Here is a 21,367-nt window from a genome sequence, read left to right on the forward strand (position 1 = left end):
TTGCACAAGGGTTCTATCTGCGGTTTTAGTTTTCGCTATGCGGGTTGTGCTTGGCTATTGCAAAAAAGTCTACTCACTTAGGTTTGAGGGTTGTTTGCTGGCGCCTATTCGCGCTTATTTGCTGACGCTGCGACCATCAGAAGTCCCTAGGACTCTTGCGGCAGGCGCTTCTTGCCCTTGCGGGCACGGTTTCTGAAGTTCTCGACGGCCTCTTCCATGCCGAGAGGCACGTAGGTGAGCTCATCGAGGTTTTCGGGCAGGTAGCAGGCAAGGCTTTGCTCCTGCGCGCGGCCCGCCGCGAGCTGCTCTTCGATGGGTTCCGCGCCGGGCGTAGCGCAAATGCCATAGACGGCGGCGCCCATCTCGCGCGTGCGGCATTCATATTCGGTCTCGGGATGCTCGGGATGGTCGCGGCGGACGTCGTCACTTACCCAAAGCGTATCGTAGCCGGCTGCGGCAAACTGTCCCAGGGCGTAATCGCGCAACGGTTTGCTGTCGGTTCGCAGCGTTACGGTGGCGCCGGCTGCAAAGAGCGGGCGATAGAGCATCAGATGGTCGACATGGACGAGGCGCTTTTTGGCGTACCTGGCCTTGGGCTGCGGCGTGGGAAAGTTGATGGTGATGGCATCGAGCTCGCCTGTGGCAAATAGCTGCGGTAGCGATGCGGCGCCTCGAGGCAGAACGAGTGCGTTGGTCAGTTCATGCTCGCAGATTTTCTGTGCGGCATAGGCGATGCAGATGGGCTCTTGGTCCATACCGATAAAGAGGGTGTCGGGCTCGCGGCGAGCGCGCTCAACCAGATAGGTGCCTTTGCCGCAGCCCAGATCCAGATGAAGGCGGGTGAACGAGACGCTGCCAACTGGCGCGCAAGCCTCGCGCCAATCTCCGGCATAGGCCTCGGGGTTCGTCTCAATCGCATCGGCGTAGCGCTCCAGGCGCTCCTCGAGCACAAAGTTCTTAGGCGTGCGAACGTGGACGGCTCCCATGAGGCTCCTTGGTCATAAGTATGGAACGCATAGCTGCGCGTTCCATCAATGGGTTGAAAAAGGGGTGGGCATACTATGCCCGAAAGACGCGGTGCGGCTCGACGGCGAGTCGCCGATGCCTACAGGCGCTTGAGGATCACATAGCGGTTGAGATCGCCGCTGCGACCGTCGGCATGGAAGCGCTCGAGCTCGCGCACGGGGACCTCGCCGCTCTTGTAGAACGTACGGACGCCGCGCACCAGGTCGGTGATCTGCTGATCGTCAAAGTGATGACAATAGCGGTAGGCGTGGCGGTCGTTTTGCCAGCCAATGAGGTGGTCACCGGCTTCAAACTGCGCGGAATCGTAACCCTCAAACGGCGGGGTGAGCTCGGCGCGGGCCTCGGCGCGAACGGCCTTGCGCGCCATGCGCTCGTCGTTCATAAACTCCCAAAAGCTGATGGCGATGATGCCGCCTGGGCGCGTCTGGCGCACCAGAGCGTCGAGCACGCGTACGCGGTACTCGCACGACGGCACGTGGTGCATAAATCCAAAGCAGACCGAGATGTCGGCGAGCGGGGCGTCGAAAAGCACGTCGGGTGTCTCGGCGGGGTTGAGCTTCATAAGGGCATCGAGCGCGTCGAGTTCCTGGAAGTGCAGGTTGGGAATGCGCAGGGCGTGACCATGTGCATCGATGGCCAGGTCTTGGCACGAGTCGACGCCATAGAACTCAAACGGGCAGCTGGCATCTGCCGAAGGATTTGCACCGTCGACGCCCTTGGCGGCAAGTGCGCCGCCGGCGGCAAAGTTCTCGAATCGCATATTGCCGCAGGCAAGGTCGAAGACGCGGACGGGATGCTCGATCGTGGCGACGTCGAGCTGCTCGAGCGCGATATCCATGGTGCGTACCCAGCCGGGCCACGGGGCCTGGCGCGTATCGGAAAAGGAGGCGGAGTGCTCGCGATAGAACGTGTTGTTGAGCTGGATGAGCGATGAGGCGAAATCGCGGTTCACGGCGCGGAACTCCCTCCGTTGGCGGTGCGAAATAAACAGTACGACCATACTACCGTTAACGCCGCAACGGGGACAACCGAGCTAGGTGTCATTGCTTTGTTTGGACACATTTCCGCAGCTCATATGCACCCGCAACCGCCGGTTGTCAAAAATCTCACTAGAATAGGTGGCATGCTCTTGGCGGTGGCGGATAGATTTTTAACTGTGCAAGGCGCCTTAAGAACAAAAACGGTCCGGCGGCACGGCCGGCATCACATAGGAGGAACCATGAATGTAGAAACTGCGCAGCGGCTCGCCGACCTTCGTCGCAGGAAGGGTTTTAGCCAAGAAGGGCTGGCACGAAAGCTGGGACTGTCGCGCCAGGCGGTCAGTAAATGGGAGCGCGCGGAGAGCTCGCCCGATACCGAGAACCTGATCTCGCTCGCCAAACTCTATGGCGTGAGCCTGGACGAGCTGCTCAATCCGAGCGACGAGATCGAGGACGATATCGAGTTTGAGAACGAGGACCGCGCCCGTCAGCGCGAGGCCGAGGCGGCAGAGCGCGCCCGCACCCATGAGGCGGCGGCACGCGCCACGGAGGCAGCTACGCAGGCAAGTGATGCCGCGGCCAAGGCGGCGCAAGCGGCAAGCTGGAGTGCGCAGGCCGCCAATGCCGCTACGGCGCAGGCGACGAGTGGCGGCGCAGTTGGCTCGACTCCGGTGAAGGGCCCGTTCCAGTCGTTCCCGTATTGGGCCGTGTGCTGGCTGCTGTTCTTTTTACTGATGTTCCTGGTTGGTGCCAGCCCCTTTCCCGCACTGATCTTCTTTACGATTCCTATCTATCACTGGGTGGCGCGTGCGCTCGATGGTGATTGGGCGCGCGGGGATATTCAGGTTGGTCCGGCGTCGGTGGCGATCAAGGCCCAGGGGAAGGATGCTTCTGCGGAACCTGATGCTGACGTGGCTACCACGACCACCGCTGAGCCATGTGCCAAAGAGGGTGACGAATGATGAAGCTTTCGCATGAATCCAAGGTACGCCTGGGTGTTGGCATCGGAGCGTTTGTGCTCATTGTTGGGCTTGTCTTTGGCGTTTCGCGGACATTGATTCATTTTGATGGCCCGTGGGATTTCGACGATGTTGTATCCGGCCTGTCTGGTATGGACGATGCGGTTGACGAGGACGATCTTTTGGATGGCGGTAACTATTCCGCTCAGCCTCAGCAGCTTTCGAGCGAAACCTTTGATGCCGACGCGTTCACATCGCTTGACTTGGACGTGACGTCGGGCACGGTCGAGGTCAAACACGTCTCCAGCGGGCCAGTGCGCGTAATTGAAAGCGGTCGCGTGGCAACGGGGACCGTTGCCTTCGATGCGGCAACCCAGAACCTGGCCGAAATCAAGGGCTCTACGCTCAAGATTCGCCAGTTCGATTGCGATGACGAGCGCGCCATTGACCGCACGGTTACCGTCGAACTGCCGCGCGAAGTTGCCGATAACATGGTGGGCATTACAGCGAATGTAGGATCGGGTGACCTGACGGTCGCGGGCATTGCGTGTCATGACCTCAACCTGACTTTGGACTCTGGAGACGTTGAGTTTACGGGCAGCGTGACTGATGCGCTCAGTGCTGAGGTCGGTTCGGGCGATGTGACGTTCGAGCTCTACCAGGCCCCCGCGAAGTCGATGGACGTAAGCGTGGACTCGGGCGATGTGGAGATGACGGTTCCGAACTCTACGGGCTTTAAGGCGAGCCTCACCGTGGGCAGCGGTGACTTCGAGAGCGATTTCCTTCCGCTTGGCTACGATGGCGAGACCATATTGAATCATGAATTCGACAACGGCGATAAGTCTGCTACGTATCGTTTCGAGGTCGGTTCGGGCGACATGTCGTTTGATCCGGAGTGACATGCGGTTTTCGGAGATCGGTACATATAGGCATGCTCTTTGATGAAGGCGCCGAAGCCGAGATCGGCTCCGGCGCCTTTGCCTTTACAATGGGGGCATGGAACAGATTATCTTGAACATACTCGAGGCCCTGCGTCGCGGCGAGACCGTGGACGACAAAGCGCTCGTCAAACTGATACATGCCGAGGCGCGCCGTGAGGGTGCCGACAAACGCGATTTGGCCAAGCGCCGTCTGCTGCCGTTTTACCAGCGGGTTAAACGTGAGGAGCCGGCTCGGTGGGCTGCGTGGAATGTCGATTCCGATCTGGAACGTCAACTGCTGCAGGTCCTGCGCATGAAGCCTCGTCGCACGGCTTCGGGCGTGGCGACCATTACCGTCATCACCAAGCCCTGGCCATGCTCGGGCGATTGCCTGTTTTGTCCCAACGATCTGCGCATGCCCAAAAGCTACCTGCACGCCGAGCCGGCGTGCGCCCGTGCGGAGCAAAATTGCTTTGACCCGTATCTGCAGGTGAGCGCTCGTCTGACCGCGCTTTCGCAGATGGGGCACGCAACCGATAAGATTGAGCTCATCGTGCTCGGTGGCACCTGGAGCGACTATCCGCAAGGGTATCAGGCGTGGTTTATGTCGGAGCTCTTCCGCGCGCTCAATGACGATGCCGTGGCTGGTGTGGCGGCTAACCCCATGTTGGCGCGTCCGGGCATCAGCCGTGCCGAGGCAGGGCGCCTGCTCGATGACGCTCCCGCCGATGCCCTGCCGCCGGTGGTAGCGGAGCGCCGCGAGCGCTATCGGGCCGCCGGCATTGCGACAGACGAGGCTGAGCTTGCTGCCGGCGTTGCCGACGAGCAGGGGCGTGTGGATGCTGTCGTTGGTGGCTATAACCGCGCGGTGCGTCGTCTGTACGGTCCTGGTACGCCGTGGGGCGAGGCTGCCGAGTGGCAGACGGCAACGATGGAGGAGCTTGAGCGTCAGCAGCGCATCAACGAGACGGCGAAGCATCGCGTGGTGGGGCTCGTTATCGAGACGCGCCCCGATGCCGTAACGCCGCAGGCCCTCACGCTCATCCGCCGCCTGGGCTGCACCAAGATCCAGATGGGCATCCAGAGCCTTGATCAGCACCTGCTCGATATCAACGAGCGTCGCATTTCGGTGGCGCAGATCGAGCGGGCGTTTTCGCTTGCGCGCCTGTTTGGTTTTAAGATCCACGCGCATTTTATGCTCAACTTGCTGGGCGCCACGCCCGAGGGGGACAAGCGCGACTACGAACGCTTTATGACCGAAGGGGCCTTTATGCCCGACGAGGTCAAGGTCTACCCGTGCGCGCTCATCGAGGGCTCGCGTCTGGTGGGCTGCTATGAGCGCGGCGAGTGGCGTCCCTATACCGAGGAAGAGCTGCTCGATGTGCTGGCCGACGACATCGTGGTGACGCCGGCGTTCTGCCGCATCAGTCGCATGATCCGCGACTTTAGTTCCGACGACATTATGGTGGGCAACAAGAAACCCAACCTGCGTCAGCTCGTTGAGAACCGCCTGGCTGCTCGGGGTGACGGTGCGACGGTGCGCGAGATTCGCTATCGCGAGATCAGTACGGCGGGTGCCGACTTGGATGAGCTATCTCTTGATGAGGAAGTGGCGTACGAGACGCCGGTGACTTACGAGCGCTTTTTGCAGTGGGTGACGCCGCAGGGCAAGATCGCGGGCTTTTTGCGGTTGTCGCTGCCCGACCATTCGTTTGTTGCCGCGCATGCGGACGAGTTGCCGACGTCGCCGGACGAGGCGATGATTCGCGAGGTGCACGTGTATGGCATGGCGGCACGCGTGGGCGACCAGGGCCAGGCGCCGCAGCATCACGGGTTGGGGCGTTTGCTCGTAGAGCGTGCGTGCGAGATTGCCCGGGATGCCGGCTATGCGCGCATCAACGTGATCAGCGCGATCGGTACGCGCGAGTACTATCGCCATCTTGGATTTTATGACCATGGTCTTTATCTGCAAAAGGAGCTCTAGATGAACAAGCCGAGTGTTTCTGCCGGCGTCGTTGCCGGCGTTGCTCTGGGAGCCGCGGCGCTTGGTGCGGCCGCTGTCGCTGTTCGTGCTGCCTGTCTGCAGGTTGCGCGAACCCGCAATGGGTTGGCGCGTGTGAAACGCGTGCACGACGAGGGCGACGACGAAGTCCGCGTATTGGTGCAAGGCGGCGTCTACCAAAGCGCGAGTTACGTTGGCGAGCGCTGGGCAGAGCCCGTCTTTGCGTACTATCGCGCGTTTGACGACGTGTTTGAGGCCGAGGATGCGATGCGCGACGCTTATGGTCACGGTATCGACCGCATGCTGATGCTGGGCGGCGGCGGGTTTGCCTATCCTAAATTCGCCCTGATGTCGCACGAGGGCTTGCGCATGGACGTCATCGAGTATGACGGAGAGATTACGCGCCTGGCGCGCCGCTGGTTTTACCTAGACGAGCTGGAGCGCGCGGCGGGCGATCGCCTGCGGGTGATAACCGCTGAGGCTCGCTCGTATCTGGGTGTGACGAGCGTGGGCCATCGTCGCTACGACGTGGTCGTGAGCGATTGCTTTGGCGGTGCCGAGCCCGTGCGCGAGCTGGCGACCGTTGAAGCGCTGCGCCTGGTGCGGGGCGGCCTGAACCCCGGGGGTATCTACGTGGCCAATATCGTGAGCGCAAACGAGGGGAGCGATGTGACGTTCCTGCGCGACTGCGCTGCCACGGCACTCGAGGTATTCGTCCACGCCTGGGTGGTCCCATGTGGCGATGCGAAGTTTGGCGGCGAGGAAAACTACCTGCTCATCGCCAGCGACGGCAACTACGCCTTTGCCGAAGCCGTGCCCTTCGACACCGACTTCCTCGGCACCGTCCTTCACGACAAATAAGTTTCCCCGTCCCAAAAAGACTGGTCTTAGGCGTGGTCGCGCCAGCCGAGAACGCGCTGCTTCATGCCTTCGATGTCGAGCATGCCTTCGGCAAAGCCCTTGCGCACGAGCTCTTCGGGAACGAACTCATCGTAACGATCAAAATAAGGCACCTCGCCGGGATAGACGAGCTCGATGGGATCGAAGTCCTTCTCGGCCTCGGCGGCGAGCACCTCAAAGAACGTCTCCTCGTCGGCCTTCATCTTAAACTGCATAAAGTACGGACGTGACGGGTCGAGTCCGCGAAGGCCCAGCTCCGCGGCACACTTAATCTTGAGCATGCGTTCGAGCGCCAAAAAGGCGTAGCTGCCCAGCCAGGGGAAGAGCACCCAGGTGTCGCCACCCAGGTTGATGAGTGGCTTGGTCCCCGCGCCCGAAATCTCGGCCGTATGGCGAGCCTGTGCAAGACGTGCCCGTGCGTTGCCCATGAGATACGGATATGCCGCATGCTCGTTGAGCGCCTTGCGCATGCGTTCGAGTACGTGTGTATTGATGTCACCGGGGCAGTCGCCAAAGTAGGCCGGCACACGGCCCTTGACCTGTGTGGCAAAGACGGTATGACGCTTCCAGTCCACTTCCTCGACAATCCAGCAGTGTCCGGCGATGGCGATGCGCTCGCCGGGCGGTGGGGGATTGACGATTGTGCCCAACTCGGCCGACTCGCTGCGAACGGTGAACTCCTCGTTTTCCTGGAACACGGCGTAGAACTTAAAGTTGTTGATGATGCGCTCGCCCGCGAGACCCACAATGAGCCCACCACCTTCGGTGACCTGGATATGGTCGATCTTAATGAGGTGACGTAGCAGCACACGGTAATCGTCTGCCGAGATACGGTGGAAATAACTGAGTGTGAGCACGCGCTGGGCAAGTTCGGCCGGCGTGAGCTCTCCGGTACTGGCGAGGGTCGACATGGTCTGGTGGTAGAGCAGACTGTAGGGGAGTCGATCGAGCTCGGGCGGCTCGACCCATTTTTCCTCGCGATAGAGTTGTACGAGCGCGATGCCTTGCAGGAGCTTCCACGGAATGGTCTCGGGCATCATCGTGCGCGGCTCGGGTTCTTCCTCGCGCATGACAAACCACATCTCGGGTGGAAGATCGCGGCGTCCCGTGCGCCCCATGCGCTGCAAAAAGGAACTGACGGTAAACGGCGCGTCAATCTGGAAGGCGCGCTCCAGACGGCCGATATCGATGCCAAGCTCCAACGTGGAGGTGGTGACGGTTGTCTGTGCCTGTTCCTCGTCGCGCATAAGCTCTTCTGCCGTCTCGCGCAACGATGCCGAAAGATTACCGTGATGGATGAGGAAACGGTCGGGCTCGTGTCGGCTCTCGCAGTAGCTGCGCAACATGGAGCACACGGCCTCTGCCTCCTCGCGCGAGTTGGCAAAGACCAGGCACTTGCGGCCGCGGGTATGTTCAAAGATGTAGCCCATGCCGGGGTCGGCGTTGTCGGGTGCGGTGTCGGTGGGGTTGAGAAGCGTCTGCTCGGTGGCCCGGGGGATGTCGACTTCGCCCTCGGGGGCCGAGGAAGCGCGACTGTCCTTGGGGGCAGCCTTGCCCCGTGCCTGCTCGCGACATTGGCGGCGTTCCTCCTGTGTGAGTTGTCCGCTATGGCGCATGTCTTGGGTGCTGACGGGCAGTGCCGCGGGTGCCGCTGCCTCAATGCGCTCGCATGCAAGCACTTCGGCCTCTTGAGGACCCATGCCCTCGAATCCCCGCTGCTGAGCCTGGGGACCCGAGTTGTAGAAGTGCTCCATGGAGATACGCCACACGCGGCGCGGCTCCTCAAAGCGGGGGATGACGCAGTCGCGTCCCGTCCCCTGCGACAAGAAGGCGCCCGTGCGTTCCGGGTCCCCGATGGTGGCCGAAAGGCCGATGCGCCTGGGCCGCACGCCCGCCATGCGCGAAAGACGCTCGATAAGGCAGAGCGTCTGCCCGCCGCGGTCACCACGCATGAGCGAGTGGACCTCGTCGATGACCACATAGCGCAGGTCGCAAAACATACGCGGAATTGCCATGTGCTTGTGGATCAGGAGTGCCTCGAGTGATTCGGGCGTAATCTGTAGGATGCCGCTTGGCTTTTTGATGAGCTTTGCCTTGTGCGACTGCGAGACATCGCCGTGCCAGTGCCAGACGGGGATGGCGGCTTCTTCGCACAGGTCATTGAGACGGACGAACTGATCATTGATGAGTGCTTTGAGGGGGCCAATATAGAGGGCCCCAACGCTTGCGGGCGGGTTCTCCCAAAACTCGGTCAGGATGGGAAAGAAGGCCGCCTCGGTTTTGCCGGAAGCCGTGGATGCCGTCAGGAGCACATTGTCCTGCGTGTTAAAGATGGCATCTGCCGCCGCAACTTGGATAGAGCGCAAGCTCTCCCAATCGTGGGAGTAGATGAAGTCTTGGATAAATGGGGCGTAGCGGTCAAAGGCGTTCACGGAGCCTCCTTTCAAAAGCGAATCTCTCAACGCGGTGGGCAGTGGCTTGCTGCATTACTGCCTCAACGTTTTCCCAGATAAAACCTACCAAAATAAACCTGTCCCTTTTTGGCAGGTTAGATGGTGAATTCGGCGAAGTTACGGTCGCCGTCTGCGGTGCCGGTGCCGCCTGTTGCGGCTGCCGGCGCCAGCGCGTCGCCACCAACGCTTTGCAGTAGCTCCGCCACATTTGCATCGGGGTTCTGACACAGGATATCGAGCAGCTCGATAAAGTCGCGGATGACCTCGCGGGGCGTCAGATGCGTGTCGGCCCCCACGCGGCCAAACTCAATCTTGAGGAAGTCCACCAAGTCGTTCTCGGTAAGCGTGGGCGTCCAGCCAAAGTAGCCGGCGTGAATTTGCATGAGTTTTTCGATCAGCACCAGCAGCTCCTCGTAGGTGAGTGGCTGCAGACGGATGATGGGCGCGAGCATGTCCTTAAGGTCCTCGCGCGCAAAGCGACCCTGAGCGAGTCGGCTGCGCAGAGCCTCGTAGGAGAACACGCCGCGGCGGCGGTCTTCGATGGAGGTTGGCGTGCCGCCCATAATCATGCCCAGATACTGCGCCTTGCCCTGGAGTGTGTCGTTGTACATGGTCAGGATTTTCTCGTAGTTGTACTGGCGCGTGATGGCGTTGGGAATCTTATACAGATTCACGAGCTCGTCGATGAGCACCAACATACCCTTGTAGCCGCTGCAGACCAAAAAACGCGCGATGAGCTTAACGTAGTCGTACCAGTCGTCGTCGCTGATGATGGTCGAGGAGCCCAGCTCGGCGCGAGCCTCGCTCTTGGTACGGTATTCGCCGCGGATCCATTTGGTCACGCAGCTCATGGCTTCTTCGTCGCCCTCGGATACGGCCGTGCGATAGCGGCGGAGCATGCGGGTGAAGTCGAAGCCGTGGACCATTTCCTCGAGCGGGGCCAGTTGGGCATTGACGACCGACTCGTCGACGTCGGCGCACGAGGTGACCCAGCGATCAAGAATAAGGTTGAGCGCACCGCCCTCGGGGCGCGTCTTGGTCGATATATTGCGTATGAGCTCGCGGTAGGTGGCAAGGCCCTGCCCCTGCCCGCCCTGCAGACGGCGCTCGGGGGACAAGTCTGCATCGGCGACGACGAATCCCTCGCCCATGGCATGCGTTCGGATGGTTTGGAGCAAAAAGCTCTTGCCGGCGCCGTAGCGACCGACCAGGAAGCGGAAGCTCGCCCCACCGTCGGCGATGAGACTCAGATCGGTGAGCAGGGCGCGGATCTCGACCTCGCGCCCTACGGTAATGTAGGGAAGGCCGATGCGCGGGACCACGCCGCCCTTGAGCGAGTTGAGAATGACGGCAGCGACGCGCTTGGGCACGCGGGGTGCTGCGGATGCGGTATCACTCATGGTCTAGGTATCCTCTCACGTCTGCTTCGTAGTCCTCAATAATCTGCGGCCCTGCCGCGCTAAATTCAATTACGGTGTCGCCCACCAGGTCAAAGAGCGCCTCGTTGATGGTATCGACGAGCATGTCCTCGCTCTGCCCCGATTGCGCTACCGCCGATTCCGCCTGTACTGCGTTTTGCTCGAGCAGTGCGCGAAGGAAGGCATCTGCGGCGGGCGCGAGTTCGTTTGTGGCGTCAGCGGGCGCAGCAGCTGCGAACGCGGGCGTCGGCGCGAGAAGCGGTGCCACGACACCAAACTGTTCGGTGGATATGGTCGGCTCGTCGGTCAAGTCCTGCCGAATGGGTGCCACGACCGGTTCGACAATCGCGTCGGTTACGGGCTCGGCTTCCGGTTGCCCTGAGTCCGCTGCCTCGGCTTCTGCGGATGCGTCGTCCTCGCGCTCTTCGTCGATCAAAAGCGCTTCGCGCGTTTGCGCAGCGGCGCTCCGAATGTGCCCCAGCTGACTCAGATCGATATCGATCTTGACGGGCTGGTGTGCGGCATCCCACGAGAGCCATGCTACGATCTCGTCATCGATAATCTTAGCCAGATATTTGGGGACCTTCTCTTCCTTAAGGGGATGGCCGGGATCCAGTGCCAAGCGCAGACGCTGATCACAAGCGCGCATCATCTCACCGAGCTTGCTGCTTTTTTGTCTGCTGCCGTGGATGCGCATGCATTCCCAAAAGCCGTTTTGACAACGGTAAATATGGATGGGGTCCAGACGGTATTCGCAGTCCTCGTGGCGATTGGGCGCAAAGAACACGGCCGAGGCAAACATGGTATAGGGCATGGCCGTCTCCTCCCCAAACAAGCTCGCCACGATACCGGTCTTTCGGTGCGTGTCATAGTAACGAGCCATACGGACATACACGGCGCATGCCACGTGGCGCAGGTCGCGATGGTGGGAACGGTCGAGCCGTGAGTTATTCAGGTTGTACGTGGAGAGGGCGTTTATAGCGGTCATGAGTCGCTCCTCGCCTGCCTCGTCGGGCGGAAGGGGGAGCGTGGGCTCGGAGGTTTTGCGACGCTTAGGGGTCTGGCCGGACGGTGCCTGTGCTGGTACAAGGTCTCGAGCCGCGCGCCGCAGCTCGATAAGGGCGTTATCGAACATGACGGTTTTAGAGTCGCGAAGCAGCTTGGGGTCGAGCCCGTGGAACACGGCGTAATCTTGCAGCCACACGCGTGCAAACCGGTCGATGCCGGGCTCGAAGGCGCGATAGGCATCCCAAAAGGCCTTGATCTTGTTAAAACCATCGAGCGGATTATCTACGCCAATGCCGCAAATCAGCTCATAGAGATACAGAAAGGCAAAGGACGTAGACGTTTCTTCGACGGTTCCGTGACGCACTTGGGCACGCCAGGTAAAGTAGCCGCGCAACTGTCGATCGCTCATGGCATTGTAGGTGGGAAAGTACGACTTAAAGGTGCCGTTGTAGGGGCAGTCGTCCTCAAAGTCGGCCATCAGCAGGCCTTGGCGGTAGAAAAGCTCGGCTTCCGAAAGCCAGCGACCCGCGCCGCCTTTGGGGTCATCCTGCCAGCGCGATATTTCGCGCATCTTGCGGTATTGGTCGGGAAGGAAGTTCTGCATCTGACGACCGGTTTTGAGAATCGGCTCGTCTGCGTAGACTTCATGTGAGAAGCGGGCAGACTGATGGGTCCGGGCCTCGGCCATAATGCGCTCGATGAGCATCTTGATGTCCTGGTCGGCCACCGCTTCTCCTCTCGAACGCAGCTACGGTGACCTCATATCATAGCACAGCATCAAACAGATGTTCGAGATACCGCTGTGTTGATAGATTTAGAACAGGAGGGCGTAGATGACGGCGATGACGACGGAGGGAAGCATATTGGCCGTGCGGAAGGTCTGAGGACGGATGAGGTTGACGCCGACGCAGAAGATGAGCATGGAGCCTACGAGCGAAAGGCTGTTGAGGGCCGCTGTGGTCATGATGGGCGAGAGCGCGCCGGCAAACAACGTGATCGTCCCCTGGAACACGGCTACGGGCAGGGCCGAGAAGATGCAGCCGCGTCCGAGCGACGCCGTCATGGTGCAGACGATGACGCAGTCCAGCGCTCCCTTGAGGGCGAGCGTGGACCAGTCGCCGAGCAGGCCGTCTTGGATTGATCCCACGATAGCCATGGCACCGATGCAGACGGTGAGTGAAGTCGAGACAAAAGCGTTGGTGAACTCGTTATCGCCCTCACTGCCAGTCTTGCGCTTGAGCCATTCGCCAAGGTTCTCGATGACGGCTTCCAAGTTGACGGCCTCGCCGATGAGCGAGCCGAGGGCGAACGAGACAATGAGCATGGTGGTACCAGTGGTCGCCAGCGCCTCCCCATCGATAAGGAGCATCTTTTGCATGGTGCCGCCAAGGCCGATAAACAGGACGCACAGCCCCGATGCTTTCATGAGCGTGTCTTGGATGCGCGGTGTAATGAAGCGGCCGCCCGCTAATCCCAAAAGACCGCCCGCAACTAAAAGCACAACGTTGATGATTGTTCCCAAGCCCGGCATGAGCCCTCCTGTATTGATGCCAACGTGGCAATCGTAGCAGAACGAAATGCGAGGCACATCGCGACTCATCTAATACGTTATATAAGTGGTGTTAGGAATGATGCGCAGTATTTAAGCCTCAGGTGGTTGTCGGGACATAGGGATAGTAGTCAAAGCGCAGCGTCATAAGCCGCTGTGGGGATTCAATAGCCGCGGCAATGATATTGGCATCGCGGGCACGATCAAACCCTTCGAGTTCGATCTGATACGAGACGTCTTGCATAATGTCCAGACGTCGCCAGGCTAGGAGTGTGTCACCATCGAATTCCAAGGTCTTGCCTCCGTCTGGAGCAACGGCGTATAGACGCAGCTTGGCGGTGGTTGCAGGGTCGACAACCGTGACCTTTTTAATTTCGTTTCGAGTATTCTTGGCGCCCAACAAGGTGAGCAGTGTTGGGGCCACGACCTCGCCCGATGGCAAAAAGACGACTTCGATGGATTCAGGAAATGCGATGATAGCCGACTTGCGGACGGGCTGGTTGGCGGCGGCAACTTCGATGTTCGCAGCGTCGATGACCTCTGTGTGGTCGAGCGCGGCAAGCACGCAGCAGTTACCTTCATCGATCTCTTGAGGATCAGCAAGCCCCAGGCTGTCCGCGAGCTCGGGATTGTTTGGATCGGTAGCGGGCTCATTCGGTGCTTCGAAAGAAGCTGGGACGCCGTTTGTCGGCGACGGCGTGTCGCCCGCACCTGCTTCTTTGACCGCGCTCTCCTCTTGTATGGTTGTGTTGATGGGTTCGTCGTTTGAGGGGAGCGTCTTGGCGTCAAGCGCGGAGGGGAGAATTCCGATGGCTCCGGATCCGTTCCACTCCATTTCGAGAAGCGCCGGGTCGGCAAGAATGCATTGCCTGCTTTGCGCGTGGGCATCGATTTCAATAGGGCCTGCCTCTATCCCTCGTGTAAGGCTGAGTGATCCGGCTGGCTTCTCGAAATGAGCGTCTGTGTCTTTGGTGCTGACGGCGTAGAACAGCAGGGACGCTTCTCCCGCCGCGATGGCATCGGCGCCGGCTTTGGTCAGCCGCAACGATGCCGTGAATGAGAGGGTGGGCTGCACATCGTCTGCATTCGCGGCGGCGCAGCCCAGGCATATACCGCCTCCTTTCTCGAAAAGCGCACCGTCGAAGGCGACCTTCGCTCCGTTCGCCGAGTCATCGACCGAAGCGATGTCGATGCGCAGCTCTAAATTGCAAGGATCGCCATCTGCATCGAGCACAACCGAGCGCCACGTGCAGACGGCGCACCCCGCCTGGGAGACGTTTGCCTTGTTCGAACGATTGATATCCACGACTATCGAGTCGTCCGTGTTACGACGAAGGCATCCCGAGGTTGAGATTGCGGCCTGTGCGATCGAAAAACGCTTGCACGCAATGGCGCTCGACGGATTTGGTGCGGAGCTTAGGGCTGCTGGTAAGGAGTCTGCCATGACGGGAGTCGCGCAAGCGGCGACAGGCGTTCCGGTTGCGAGCGCGCCGCAGAGTGCGACGACGGGCAAAAGGTTCTTCGATGCCATGGGGTCTCCTTAGCTAATTTAGTGCGGTCTGTCCGTGTTTTGTTTCTGGCTGCGTTTGATGTGCAGACCGAGGCCGGCGGTTCCCGCGCCTGCTGCTGTGGCGCCTGCTGCCAAGAGCCATCGTCTGTCGCCTGTCTGCGCCAACGGTTCCTCGCGGTCGCCGCGGTCGAGCTCCGAGAGGTCGACCGTCACTTGCGTGGCGGCCTGAGCCTGTTCTTGCTGGGCAAAGGCCATGGCTGGCCCAAACGCTAGGATGCTGACGGCGGCGGCCAGGGCGACGGCCTTATGCCGTGTGCGCACCGGGCTCGACCGTCCAGGTGATCGTTGCAACCTGATCGCCTTCGCCGGTTACGCGGAAGATGTCGCGCGTGACGCGGGCGACGTTTCCGCTTGTCTTGAGCTTAATTTTGTCCGTGCCGCCGGCAATGCCCTGGTAGCCCATGTCGAAGGCTGCGTTCTTGGAAAGATCGAGGCCCGTCCCTTGCATTGCGGCGCTGGCGTTCTGGAGTGCGCCGTCGGGGCCGACCTTAAAGTCGATGGAGTTCTGTGCGGTTCCGGCCTTGGCGTCGGCGGCAATGGTCCAGGTGTTCATGGCGTCGATCTTCATGTTGGTGACATGGATGCCGTAGGCCGAATGATTGTCGATGGTGGTCGCGTCTTCAGAGGGGCCCTGAAGCGTGCCGTCGGCCTTGGCGACGAAGGGAATAACCGTCGGAACTTTGAACTCAACGTTGTCGATCTCGGTCTTGACCATTACCTTCGTGGTTCCAACACGCCCGGCTGCCATAGCTGGCGTCGGGGCGGCGCCCATTGCGAGCGCGAGCGCGAGCCCTGTGCCCACGACGAGCGCTCTGACTCCGTTCATGTTCCTGGTGATGTCCATGGTCGTTCCTTTCTATTCGCCGCGGGCCGTCCCCGCGATGATTGGACGAATGCTGGTGAATTGCATGCGGTGCCGTGTCGGCCGGAAGGCTAGTTCTCGGTTTGCTCAACCCGTACCTTGACACGTGTCGGATTGCCGTGGCTGTCGAGGGTCTTTGCATCGAGTGCCTGGATCTCGATGTACGCCTCGCCTTCTTTGATGTCGCCGGCGGGGCACGTCTCGATTGTCTTGCCGGTCTCGACCACACCGGATTCGTACATGGTCTCGTCGTTTTGGATGACGCGGAATCGCTGGGGAAATTTATTGTCTTGGACGTTTTGCACGTTGACGCGCAGTTTGCCGTCCTCCTGCAGCTGAGCGACCGGCGCGACCGAAATCGTCATCATGTTGTCGCGGACGATGGCGTCGAGCTCATCTTGGATTTCCTGGCGCGTTTTGCCCTCGGCCGTCGTAACCGAAGCGCCCGCCTCGGGTACGGGCTGCGACTGCCAAACGTATAGTCCTACGGCGACAAGGGCACAGACGATGGCCAAGCAGGCAACGATGAGCTTCTTGCGACGACCCAGGCCTGCAAAGTGGGGTGGCTTCTTCGCGCTCATGCGGCATCCTTGGCGGTATAGACGCGCGCAAAGGTGGACGGGTCCGCTCCAAAGAGCATGTGAAGCATCAGACGGCGCGAGTAGACGAGCTCGTCGAAGTCGGGAGGGAGCTCGATGTCGTGGATATGCGCGATGTGGTGGGCGAGCGCCGAGAACGACTCGGGGTCGCAGATCACATCGGTGGTAACGTGGTAGACCGTCGTATCGGGGAATGCCTCTTCGTCGAAAGGCAGGAGATGGGGATCGTCGTCGACTTCGATGGCGATGCCGTACTGGGGCCAGTAATATGCCATGGGAACCTCCCTGCTTCTGGGCCAAAACTTCTATCGGTTTTGGCTGTCGACGCCGACCTTATCAGCCGCTACTTGACCAATTTCTGACCAAATGCTTGACGGATTGGCGTCTCCGCAGGTAAAAGGCGGCAAAAAATACTCCAACTTTTTTCGAGCGACAATCGCGCGGTCGGCGACGGCGGGGCCATATGTGTCAAAAGCATCGTCTGCCGAGGAAATCAAGCCGCTCGCCGAATTGCACGAACGTAAAAAACGCCAATTATGGAGACGGTCTCGAACACGTCGACGAAACGATGCGGTAACATCTCCCTGCAAACACTGTAGTTAGCTAAAGGGGGAGTTCGCGTGTCTGCAACCATCAAACCCTTCACCGACGAGTTCGAAGAGTATGGCCGCGATGAATCTCGCGCATCGGGCGAGGCCTCGAGCATTTCGTTTCCGACAACGGAAAACGAGGTCCGTGCCATTTTGGAAAAGCTCCATGTCGAGCGTGTTCCGGTAACGGTTCAGGGCGCCCGAACCGGCCTTGCCGCCGGCGCCGTGCCCCACGGCGGGCATATCCTCAATACTTCCCGTATGAATCGCTATTTGGGCCTTCGCCGCGATGAACAAGGCCAATTTCTGCTGCGCGTGGAGCCGGGCGTTGTGCTCTCGGAGCTGCGTAAGCAGCTGAGCAAGAAGGTGCTGCCGACCGCTGGTTGGGACCAGGCATCGCTTGAGGCCTACGAGGAGTTCCAAGAGGCTCCCGAGCAGTTTTTTCCCACCGATCCCACCGAGGCGTCTGCCTGTCTGGGCGGCATGGCGGCATGTAACGCCTCCGGTGCCCGCAGCTACGCCTACGGCCCCATGCGCCCACATATCACGGGACTCCACGTCGCGCTGGCTGATGGCGATTTGCTTGAGCTTCGGCGCGGCGAGGCTTTTGCCCAGGGCCGCCACCTGTCGCTCGTGACGGCAGCGGGCCGTACACTCGAGCTCGATCTTCCCGGCTATACCATGCCCAAGACAAAAAATGCTTCGGGCTATTTCGTTGCTGACGATATGGATGCCATCGATCTGTTTATCGGTGCGTGTGGCACAATCGGCGTTATCACCGAGCTCGAGATTGCCCTGCAGGTGGCACCCGCGGTCGTTTGGGGCGTGAGCTGCTTCTTCGACAGCGAAGACAAGGCCGTGTCCTTCACCGATTCTGTGCGTCCCGTCCTGTCCCATGCGGCTGCCATCGAGTACTTCGATGCTGGCGCCCTGGATATTCTACGTCGCCAGCGCGAGCAGTCGACGGCGTTTGCCTCGCTGCCTGCGCTCGACAAAGACGCCAAGGTCTGTGTCTACGTGGAGCTCGACTGCGACGACGAAGCCCAGGCGATTGAGGAGCTGTATCACTTGGGGTGGGTACTGGAGCTTGCGGGCAGCAGTGACGATGCGACATGGGTCGCGCGCGCCGAGGTCGATCGCGAGTGTCAGCGATTCTTCCGCCATGCGGTGCCCGAGAGCGTCAACATGCTCATCGACGAGCGCCGCCGCATGGATCCCACCATCACCAAACTGGGTTCGGACATGTCGGTGCCCAACGCGCACTTGGCCGATGTTATCGCCCTCTATCGCCGCACGCTGGCGGAAAGTGGGCTTGAATCTGCCGCTTGGGGGCATATCGGTAACAACCATCTGCATGTGAACATTCTGCCGCGCAATGCACAGGATTATCGCCGCGGCGGAGAACTCTTTGCCCAGTGGGCTTCCGAGGTCACGGCCATGGGCGGTGCCGTCTCCGCAGAACACGGCGTCGGCAAGATCAAGGCGGGCTTCTTGGAGACGATGTACGGTCACGAGGCCATGGTCGAGTCGGCGCGGCTCAAGCTCCAGCTCGATCCTGCCGGGCAGCTGGGTCGCGGTAACCTGTTTTCGGAGAAGCTCTTGGATGAGCTCGTCCAGAAAGGGGGCGCGTGAAGATGAGCGATTTCCATATGGTGGTGTGCGTCAAGGCCGTGCCGGGCAGCACCGAGGTCAAGATGGACTCCAAGACCAATACCATCGTGCGCGATGGCAAGCAGGCGGTCATTAATCCCTTTGATGCGAGCGCTTTGGAATGCGCGCTGGCGCTGAAGGACGACTTTATCGGCTTTGGCATGGACGTGCGCGTGACGGTGGTGTCGATGGGCATCCCCGCGACCGAATCGCTGCTGCGCGACTGCATCGCTCGAGGCGCCGACGACGCGCTGCTGCTGACCGACCGAGCCTTTGCGGGCGCCGATACCCTGGCAACCACCTATGCCCTCAAGTGCGGCATCGAAGCGCTCGACGAGGACTTCGACCTGCTCATCTGCGGCAAGATGGCGGTGGATGGCGATACGGCCCAGATTGGCCCCGAGCTTGCCGGCGCCTTTGAGATTCCCTGCGTGACCGATGTGAGCTGCGTGCAGAGCGTAGGTTTTACGACGTGCGGTGCGCTTTCGCTCGTTCACGGTTGCGATGCCGGCGAGGAGACGGTCTATCTTGAGATGCCGTGCGCGATGACGACTGCCAAGGAGATTGGCCAGTTGCGTATGCCGAGTATTGCCGGTATTCGCGCGGCGGAGGAGGCGGACGTGCGCGTGGTCAGTGCCGCCGACGTGAACGCCGACCCCGCGCGTTGCGGTCTTGCCGGGTCGCCGACACAGGTCGTGCGCTCGTTTGTGCCCGACCGTGACCAAACGTGCGAGGCCGTTGAGGGGACGGCGTCCGAGCAGGCGGCAAAGCTTGCCAAGATTATCGAGGGGATGGCATAGATGAGCGGACTGATTATCGATAGCGAAGCCTGTATCGGCTGCGGTCGCTGCGTTCGCGCCTGTGCCTCGGGCGGCATCGTAGTGGAAGGCGAGCGACCCAGCCGATGCGCCCGCGTAACCGACGGCTGCATCCTATGCGGTGGGTGCGTCGACGCCTGCCCTGTCAACGCTATCTCGATCGAGCGTGACGAGGCCGCTGGTGCGGTGGACCTTGATGCATATCGAGACATTTGGGTATTCGCGCAGACCGACGAGCACGATACGGTGACTCCCGTTGCCTATGAGCTTATGGGCAAGGGCCGCGAGCTTGCCGATGCTCGCGACTGCCGTCTGGTGGCACTGATCGGTATGGGTCCCGAGGGTTCTCTCGGCGACCTGGAGCATCTGGTTTGCGCGGGCGCCGACGAAGTCCTGGCCTGTCGCGACGAGCGCCTGCGCCAAAACGATGCGGAGGTCTACGCCCGCTTGATCTGCGATTTGGTAGCCGAACGCAAACCCGAGGCCATCCTATACGGTGCGACCGCTTTTGGCCGCGAACTGGCACCCGGCGTTGCCGTGCGCTTGCAGACGGGCCTTACGGCTGACTGCACCGTACTTTCGATGGATACGGAGACGGGACTGCTGCAACAGACGCGTCCGGCGTTTGGCGGCAACCTGATGGCCACCATCGTCTGCCCCAATCATCGTCCCCAGATGGCAACGGTTCGTCCCGGCATCTTTAAGGCGCCCGACTTTGACTACGACCGCTCCGGCACGATCACCCAGATATCGCTTGCGGATGATGCTAAGGCTCGTGTCGAGATCTCGATTCCCGCCGAGGAGTGGAGGCAGCAGGCCTCGATCGCCGATGCCGAACGCTTGGTCGTGGTGGGCCGCGGCATTGGCTCCAAGAAGAATCTGCCCCTGATGCGAAGGCTCGCCGAGGCTCTGGGAGCCGAGCTTGGTTGCACGCGACCTGTCGTGGAGGCCGGCTGGTTGGAGTATCGCCATCAGATTGGCCAGACCGGCGTATCGGTTTCGCCCAAGCTTCTCGTGAGTATCGGTGTTTCGGGCGCCATCCAGCATCTTGCCGGCATCGGTGGGGCAGAGTGCATTATCGCCATCAACGAGGACCCGGATGCCCCCATCTTTGGTGCTGCCCAGTACAAGGTTGTCGGCGATGCCGTCGAGGTCGTCGAGGAACTGCTGGCCCAGCTTGAGCGCTAGGCGCGCGCCAGCCAGTCGCGCATCTCGTCCTTAAGGCGGCTCCAAGTCGCCTGCGTGGCGGGGTCGGTAAAGGGCCGCGTAATGCCAAAGGGCGCGTCGAGCAGGCGGTGGATATCGCCCTGTTCGCGCGCCAGCGCGCGGCTTGCTGGATAGACGAGCTCAAACATAAAGCAGATGAGTCCCACCAGGTAGTCTGCGGGCTCGTTGCGTTCATCGCGTGCGACGCAGCGGTGCTCGTCAAAGGCGGCAAGTGTCGGCGACGAGAAACGGCTGCCGAGAAACGTCTTCTCGTCCACCTTGAGGATGGTGTCGACGGTGCTGTCGGCGATGGTGCGCATAATGTCGATCTTGTCACCATCGCGCACGATATCGCAGAAGCACCGTGTACGCTCGTCGAGTAGTGCCGGCAGGCGAAAGTCGCTGTGATAGGCGATGCTCGCTCGGATGAGCTCGTCATGTGCACCGGTTTCGATAAAGTCACGGATGTTTGTCGTGGCGGGTGCATCGGCGGGATTCTCGCCAAAGAGGACCTCGATGCCCAGCGCCGCATGGCTCATGCTCTCGGCGTCCTTAAAGGTGTCCCAGCGTCGCAGCTGCTCAAAGCGGCCCATATCGTGTAGCAGGCCGCAAAGCCATGCCAGGTCAATATCTTCTGACGACCAGCCCTGCTCGCGCGCTACGGCATCGCATGCCTCGGCCACGTGGTACGTATGCTCGATTTTGAGCGCGATGCGTGGGTTGGTGGCGTCGTAGGCATCGGTGTAGCTTTTGAAGGCCGCGCGCGCCCGGTCTCGATCGATAGCTGTCATAATGACTTCCTAAAAAGTTGTGTCTTTCGATCCGGTGGCAATTGTAGGTGAACTCGGTTGCTGTCG

At 60.7% G+C, this 21,367-nt stretch carries 19 protein-coding genes; 7 read left to right on the forward strand and 12 right to left on the reverse strand.

The window, feature by feature from the left end:
• Positions 1-146: 146 nt before the first annotated feature.
• Both AAAX35_RS02555 and AAAX35_RS02560 read right to left on the reverse strand, forming a co-directional pair.
• Positions 147-986, reverse strand: coding sequence for a methyltransferase domain-containing protein (locus AAAX35_RS02555; protein ID WP_349116647.1), 840 nt, complete (start codon positions 984-986; stop codon positions 147-149).
• A 119-nt stretch (positions 987-1,105) separates the two neighbouring features.
• Positions 1,106-1,978 (reverse strand): class I SAM-dependent methyltransferase, encoded by an 873-nt coding sequence (locus tag AAAX35_RS02560; protein ID WP_349074551.1) that lies wholly within the window; start codon positions 1,976-1,978, stop codon positions 1,106-1,108.
• 267 nt (positions 1,979-2,245) lie between these two features.
• On the opposite strand from AAAX35_RS02560, the gene AAAX35_RS02565 reads away from it, so the two are divergent.
• The 4 genes from AAAX35_RS02565 to AAAX35_RS02580 all read left to right on the forward strand — a co-directional run bounded on the left by AAAX35_RS02565 (position 2,246) and on the right by AAAX35_RS02580 (position 6,748).
• On the forward strand, positions 2,246-2,968 hold the full coding sequence (locus AAAX35_RS02565; RefSeq protein WP_349116648.1) for a helix-turn-helix transcriptional regulator: 723 nt from the start codon (positions 2,246-2,248) through the stop codon (positions 2,966-2,968).
• On the forward strand, positions 2,965-3,864 hold the full coding sequence (locus AAAX35_RS02570) for a DUF4097 family beta strand repeat-containing protein (protein WP_349116649.1): 900 nt from the start codon (positions 2,965-2,967) through the stop codon (positions 3,862-3,864). Before AAAX35_RS02565 ends, AAAX35_RS02570 begins: the two co-directional genes overlap by 4 nt.
• A gap of 97 nt (positions 3,865-3,961) precedes the next feature.
• Positions 3,962-5,869, forward strand: a complete 1,908-nt coding sequence (locus AAAX35_RS02575; protein WP_349116650.1) for a tRNA uridine(34) 5-carboxymethylaminomethyl modification radical SAM/GNAT enzyme Elp3 — start codon at positions 3,962-3,964, stop codon at positions 5,867-5,869.
• On the forward strand, positions 5,870-6,748 hold the full coding sequence (locus AAAX35_RS02580) for a fused MFS/spermidine synthase (RefSeq protein ID WP_349116651.1): 879 nt from the start codon (positions 5,870-5,872) through the stop codon (positions 6,746-6,748).
• A 26-nt stretch (positions 6,749-6,774) separates the two neighbouring features.
• Here the strand turns inward: AAAX35_RS02580 and AAAX35_RS02585 are convergent, their stop codons facing one another.
• From AAAX35_RS02585 to AAAX35_RS02625, 9 genes are all read right to left on the reverse strand, one after another.
• Positions 6,775-9,219: a DEAD/DEAH box helicase gene (locus AAAX35_RS02585; protein WP_349116652.1), complete on the reverse strand. Its 2,445-nt coding sequence runs from the start codon at positions 9,217-9,219 to the stop codon at positions 6,775-6,777.
• A 116-nt stretch (positions 9,220-9,335) separates the two neighbouring features.
• On the reverse strand, positions 9,336-10,640 hold the full coding sequence (locus AAAX35_RS02590; protein WP_349116653.1) for an ATP-binding protein: 1,305 nt from the start codon (positions 10,638-10,640) through the stop codon (positions 9,336-9,338).
• Positions 10,633-12,393, reverse strand: a complete 1,761-nt coding sequence (locus tag AAAX35_RS02595; RefSeq protein WP_349116654.1) for a TerB N-terminal domain-containing protein — start codon at positions 12,391-12,393, stop codon at positions 10,633-10,635. Before AAAX35_RS02595 ends, AAAX35_RS02590 begins: the two co-directional genes overlap by 8 nt.
• 87 nt (positions 12,394-12,480) lie before the next feature.
• Positions 12,481-13,197: a DUF554 domain-containing protein gene (locus AAAX35_RS02600; RefSeq protein WP_349116655.1), complete on the reverse strand. Its 717-nt coding sequence runs from the start codon at positions 13,195-13,197 to the stop codon at positions 12,481-12,483.
• Between the two features lie 118 nt (positions 13,198-13,315).
• A complete protein-coding gene (locus tag AAAX35_RS02605) occupies positions 13,316-14,746 on the reverse strand; it encodes a hypothetical protein (protein WP_349116656.1) in 1,431 nt (476 codons plus the stop codon).
• An 18-nt stretch (positions 14,747-14,764) separates the two neighbouring features.
• A complete protein-coding gene (locus tag AAAX35_RS02610; RefSeq protein ID WP_035137055.1) occupies positions 14,765-15,046 on the reverse strand; it encodes a hypothetical protein in 282 nt (93 codons plus the stop codon).
• The gene (locus tag AAAX35_RS02615; RefSeq protein WP_349116657.1) at positions 15,030-15,629 is read right to left on the reverse strand and encodes a hypothetical protein; all 600 of its coding nucleotides are present in this window, start codon (positions 15,627-15,629) and stop codon (positions 15,030-15,032) included. Before AAAX35_RS02615 ends, AAAX35_RS02610 begins: the two co-directional genes overlap by 17 nt.
• An 89-nt stretch (positions 15,630-15,718) precedes the next feature.
• Positions 15,719-16,228, reverse strand: coding sequence for a hypothetical protein (locus AAAX35_RS02620; protein ID WP_035137057.1), 510 nt, complete (start codon positions 16,226-16,228; stop codon positions 15,719-15,721).
• Complete coding sequence (locus tag AAAX35_RS02625; RefSeq protein WP_035137058.1) at positions 16,225-16,521, reverse strand: hypothetical protein; 297 nt, start codon at positions 16,519-16,521, stop codon at positions 16,225-16,227. The genes AAAX35_RS02620 and AAAX35_RS02625 overlap by 4 nt, the downstream gene beginning before the upstream one ends.
• A 345-nt stretch (positions 16,522-16,866) precedes the next feature.
• Between AAAX35_RS02625 and AAAX35_RS02630 the strand changes: the two genes are divergently transcribed.
• Genes AAAX35_RS02630 through AAAX35_RS02640 form a run of 3 tightly spaced genes read left to right on the forward strand, consistent with a single transcriptional unit; the run spans position 16,867 to position 20,492 of the window.
• Complete coding sequence (locus tag AAAX35_RS02630) at positions 16,867-18,468, forward strand: FAD-binding oxidoreductase (protein ID WP_349116658.1); 1,602 nt, start codon at positions 16,867-16,869, stop codon at positions 18,466-18,468.
• Between the two features lie 2 nt (positions 18,469-18,470).
• A complete protein-coding gene (locus AAAX35_RS02635; RefSeq protein WP_349116673.1) occupies positions 18,471-19,286 on the forward strand; it encodes an electron transfer flavoprotein subunit beta/FixA family protein in 816 nt (271 codons plus the stop codon).
• On the forward strand, positions 19,287-20,492 hold the full coding sequence (locus AAAX35_RS02640; protein WP_196032212.1) for an electron transfer flavoprotein subunit alpha: 1,206 nt from the start codon (positions 19,287-19,289) through the stop codon (positions 20,490-20,492). It begins immediately after the preceding gene.
• Here AAAX35_RS02640 and AAAX35_RS02645 read toward each other — a convergent pair.
• On the reverse strand, positions 20,489-21,301 hold the full coding sequence (locus AAAX35_RS02645) for an HD domain-containing protein (RefSeq protein WP_196032215.1): 813 nt from the start codon (positions 21,299-21,301) through the stop codon (positions 20,489-20,491). The genes AAAX35_RS02640 and AAAX35_RS02645 overlap by 4 nt on opposite strands.
• Positions 21,302-21,367: the final 66 nt, after the last annotated feature.

Source organism: Collinsella sp. CLA-ER-H11 (assembly GCF_040092445.1).
In the GTDB taxonomy this organism is placed as follows: domain Bacteria; phylum Actinomycetota; class Coriobacteriia; order Coriobacteriales; family Coriobacteriaceae; genus Collinsella.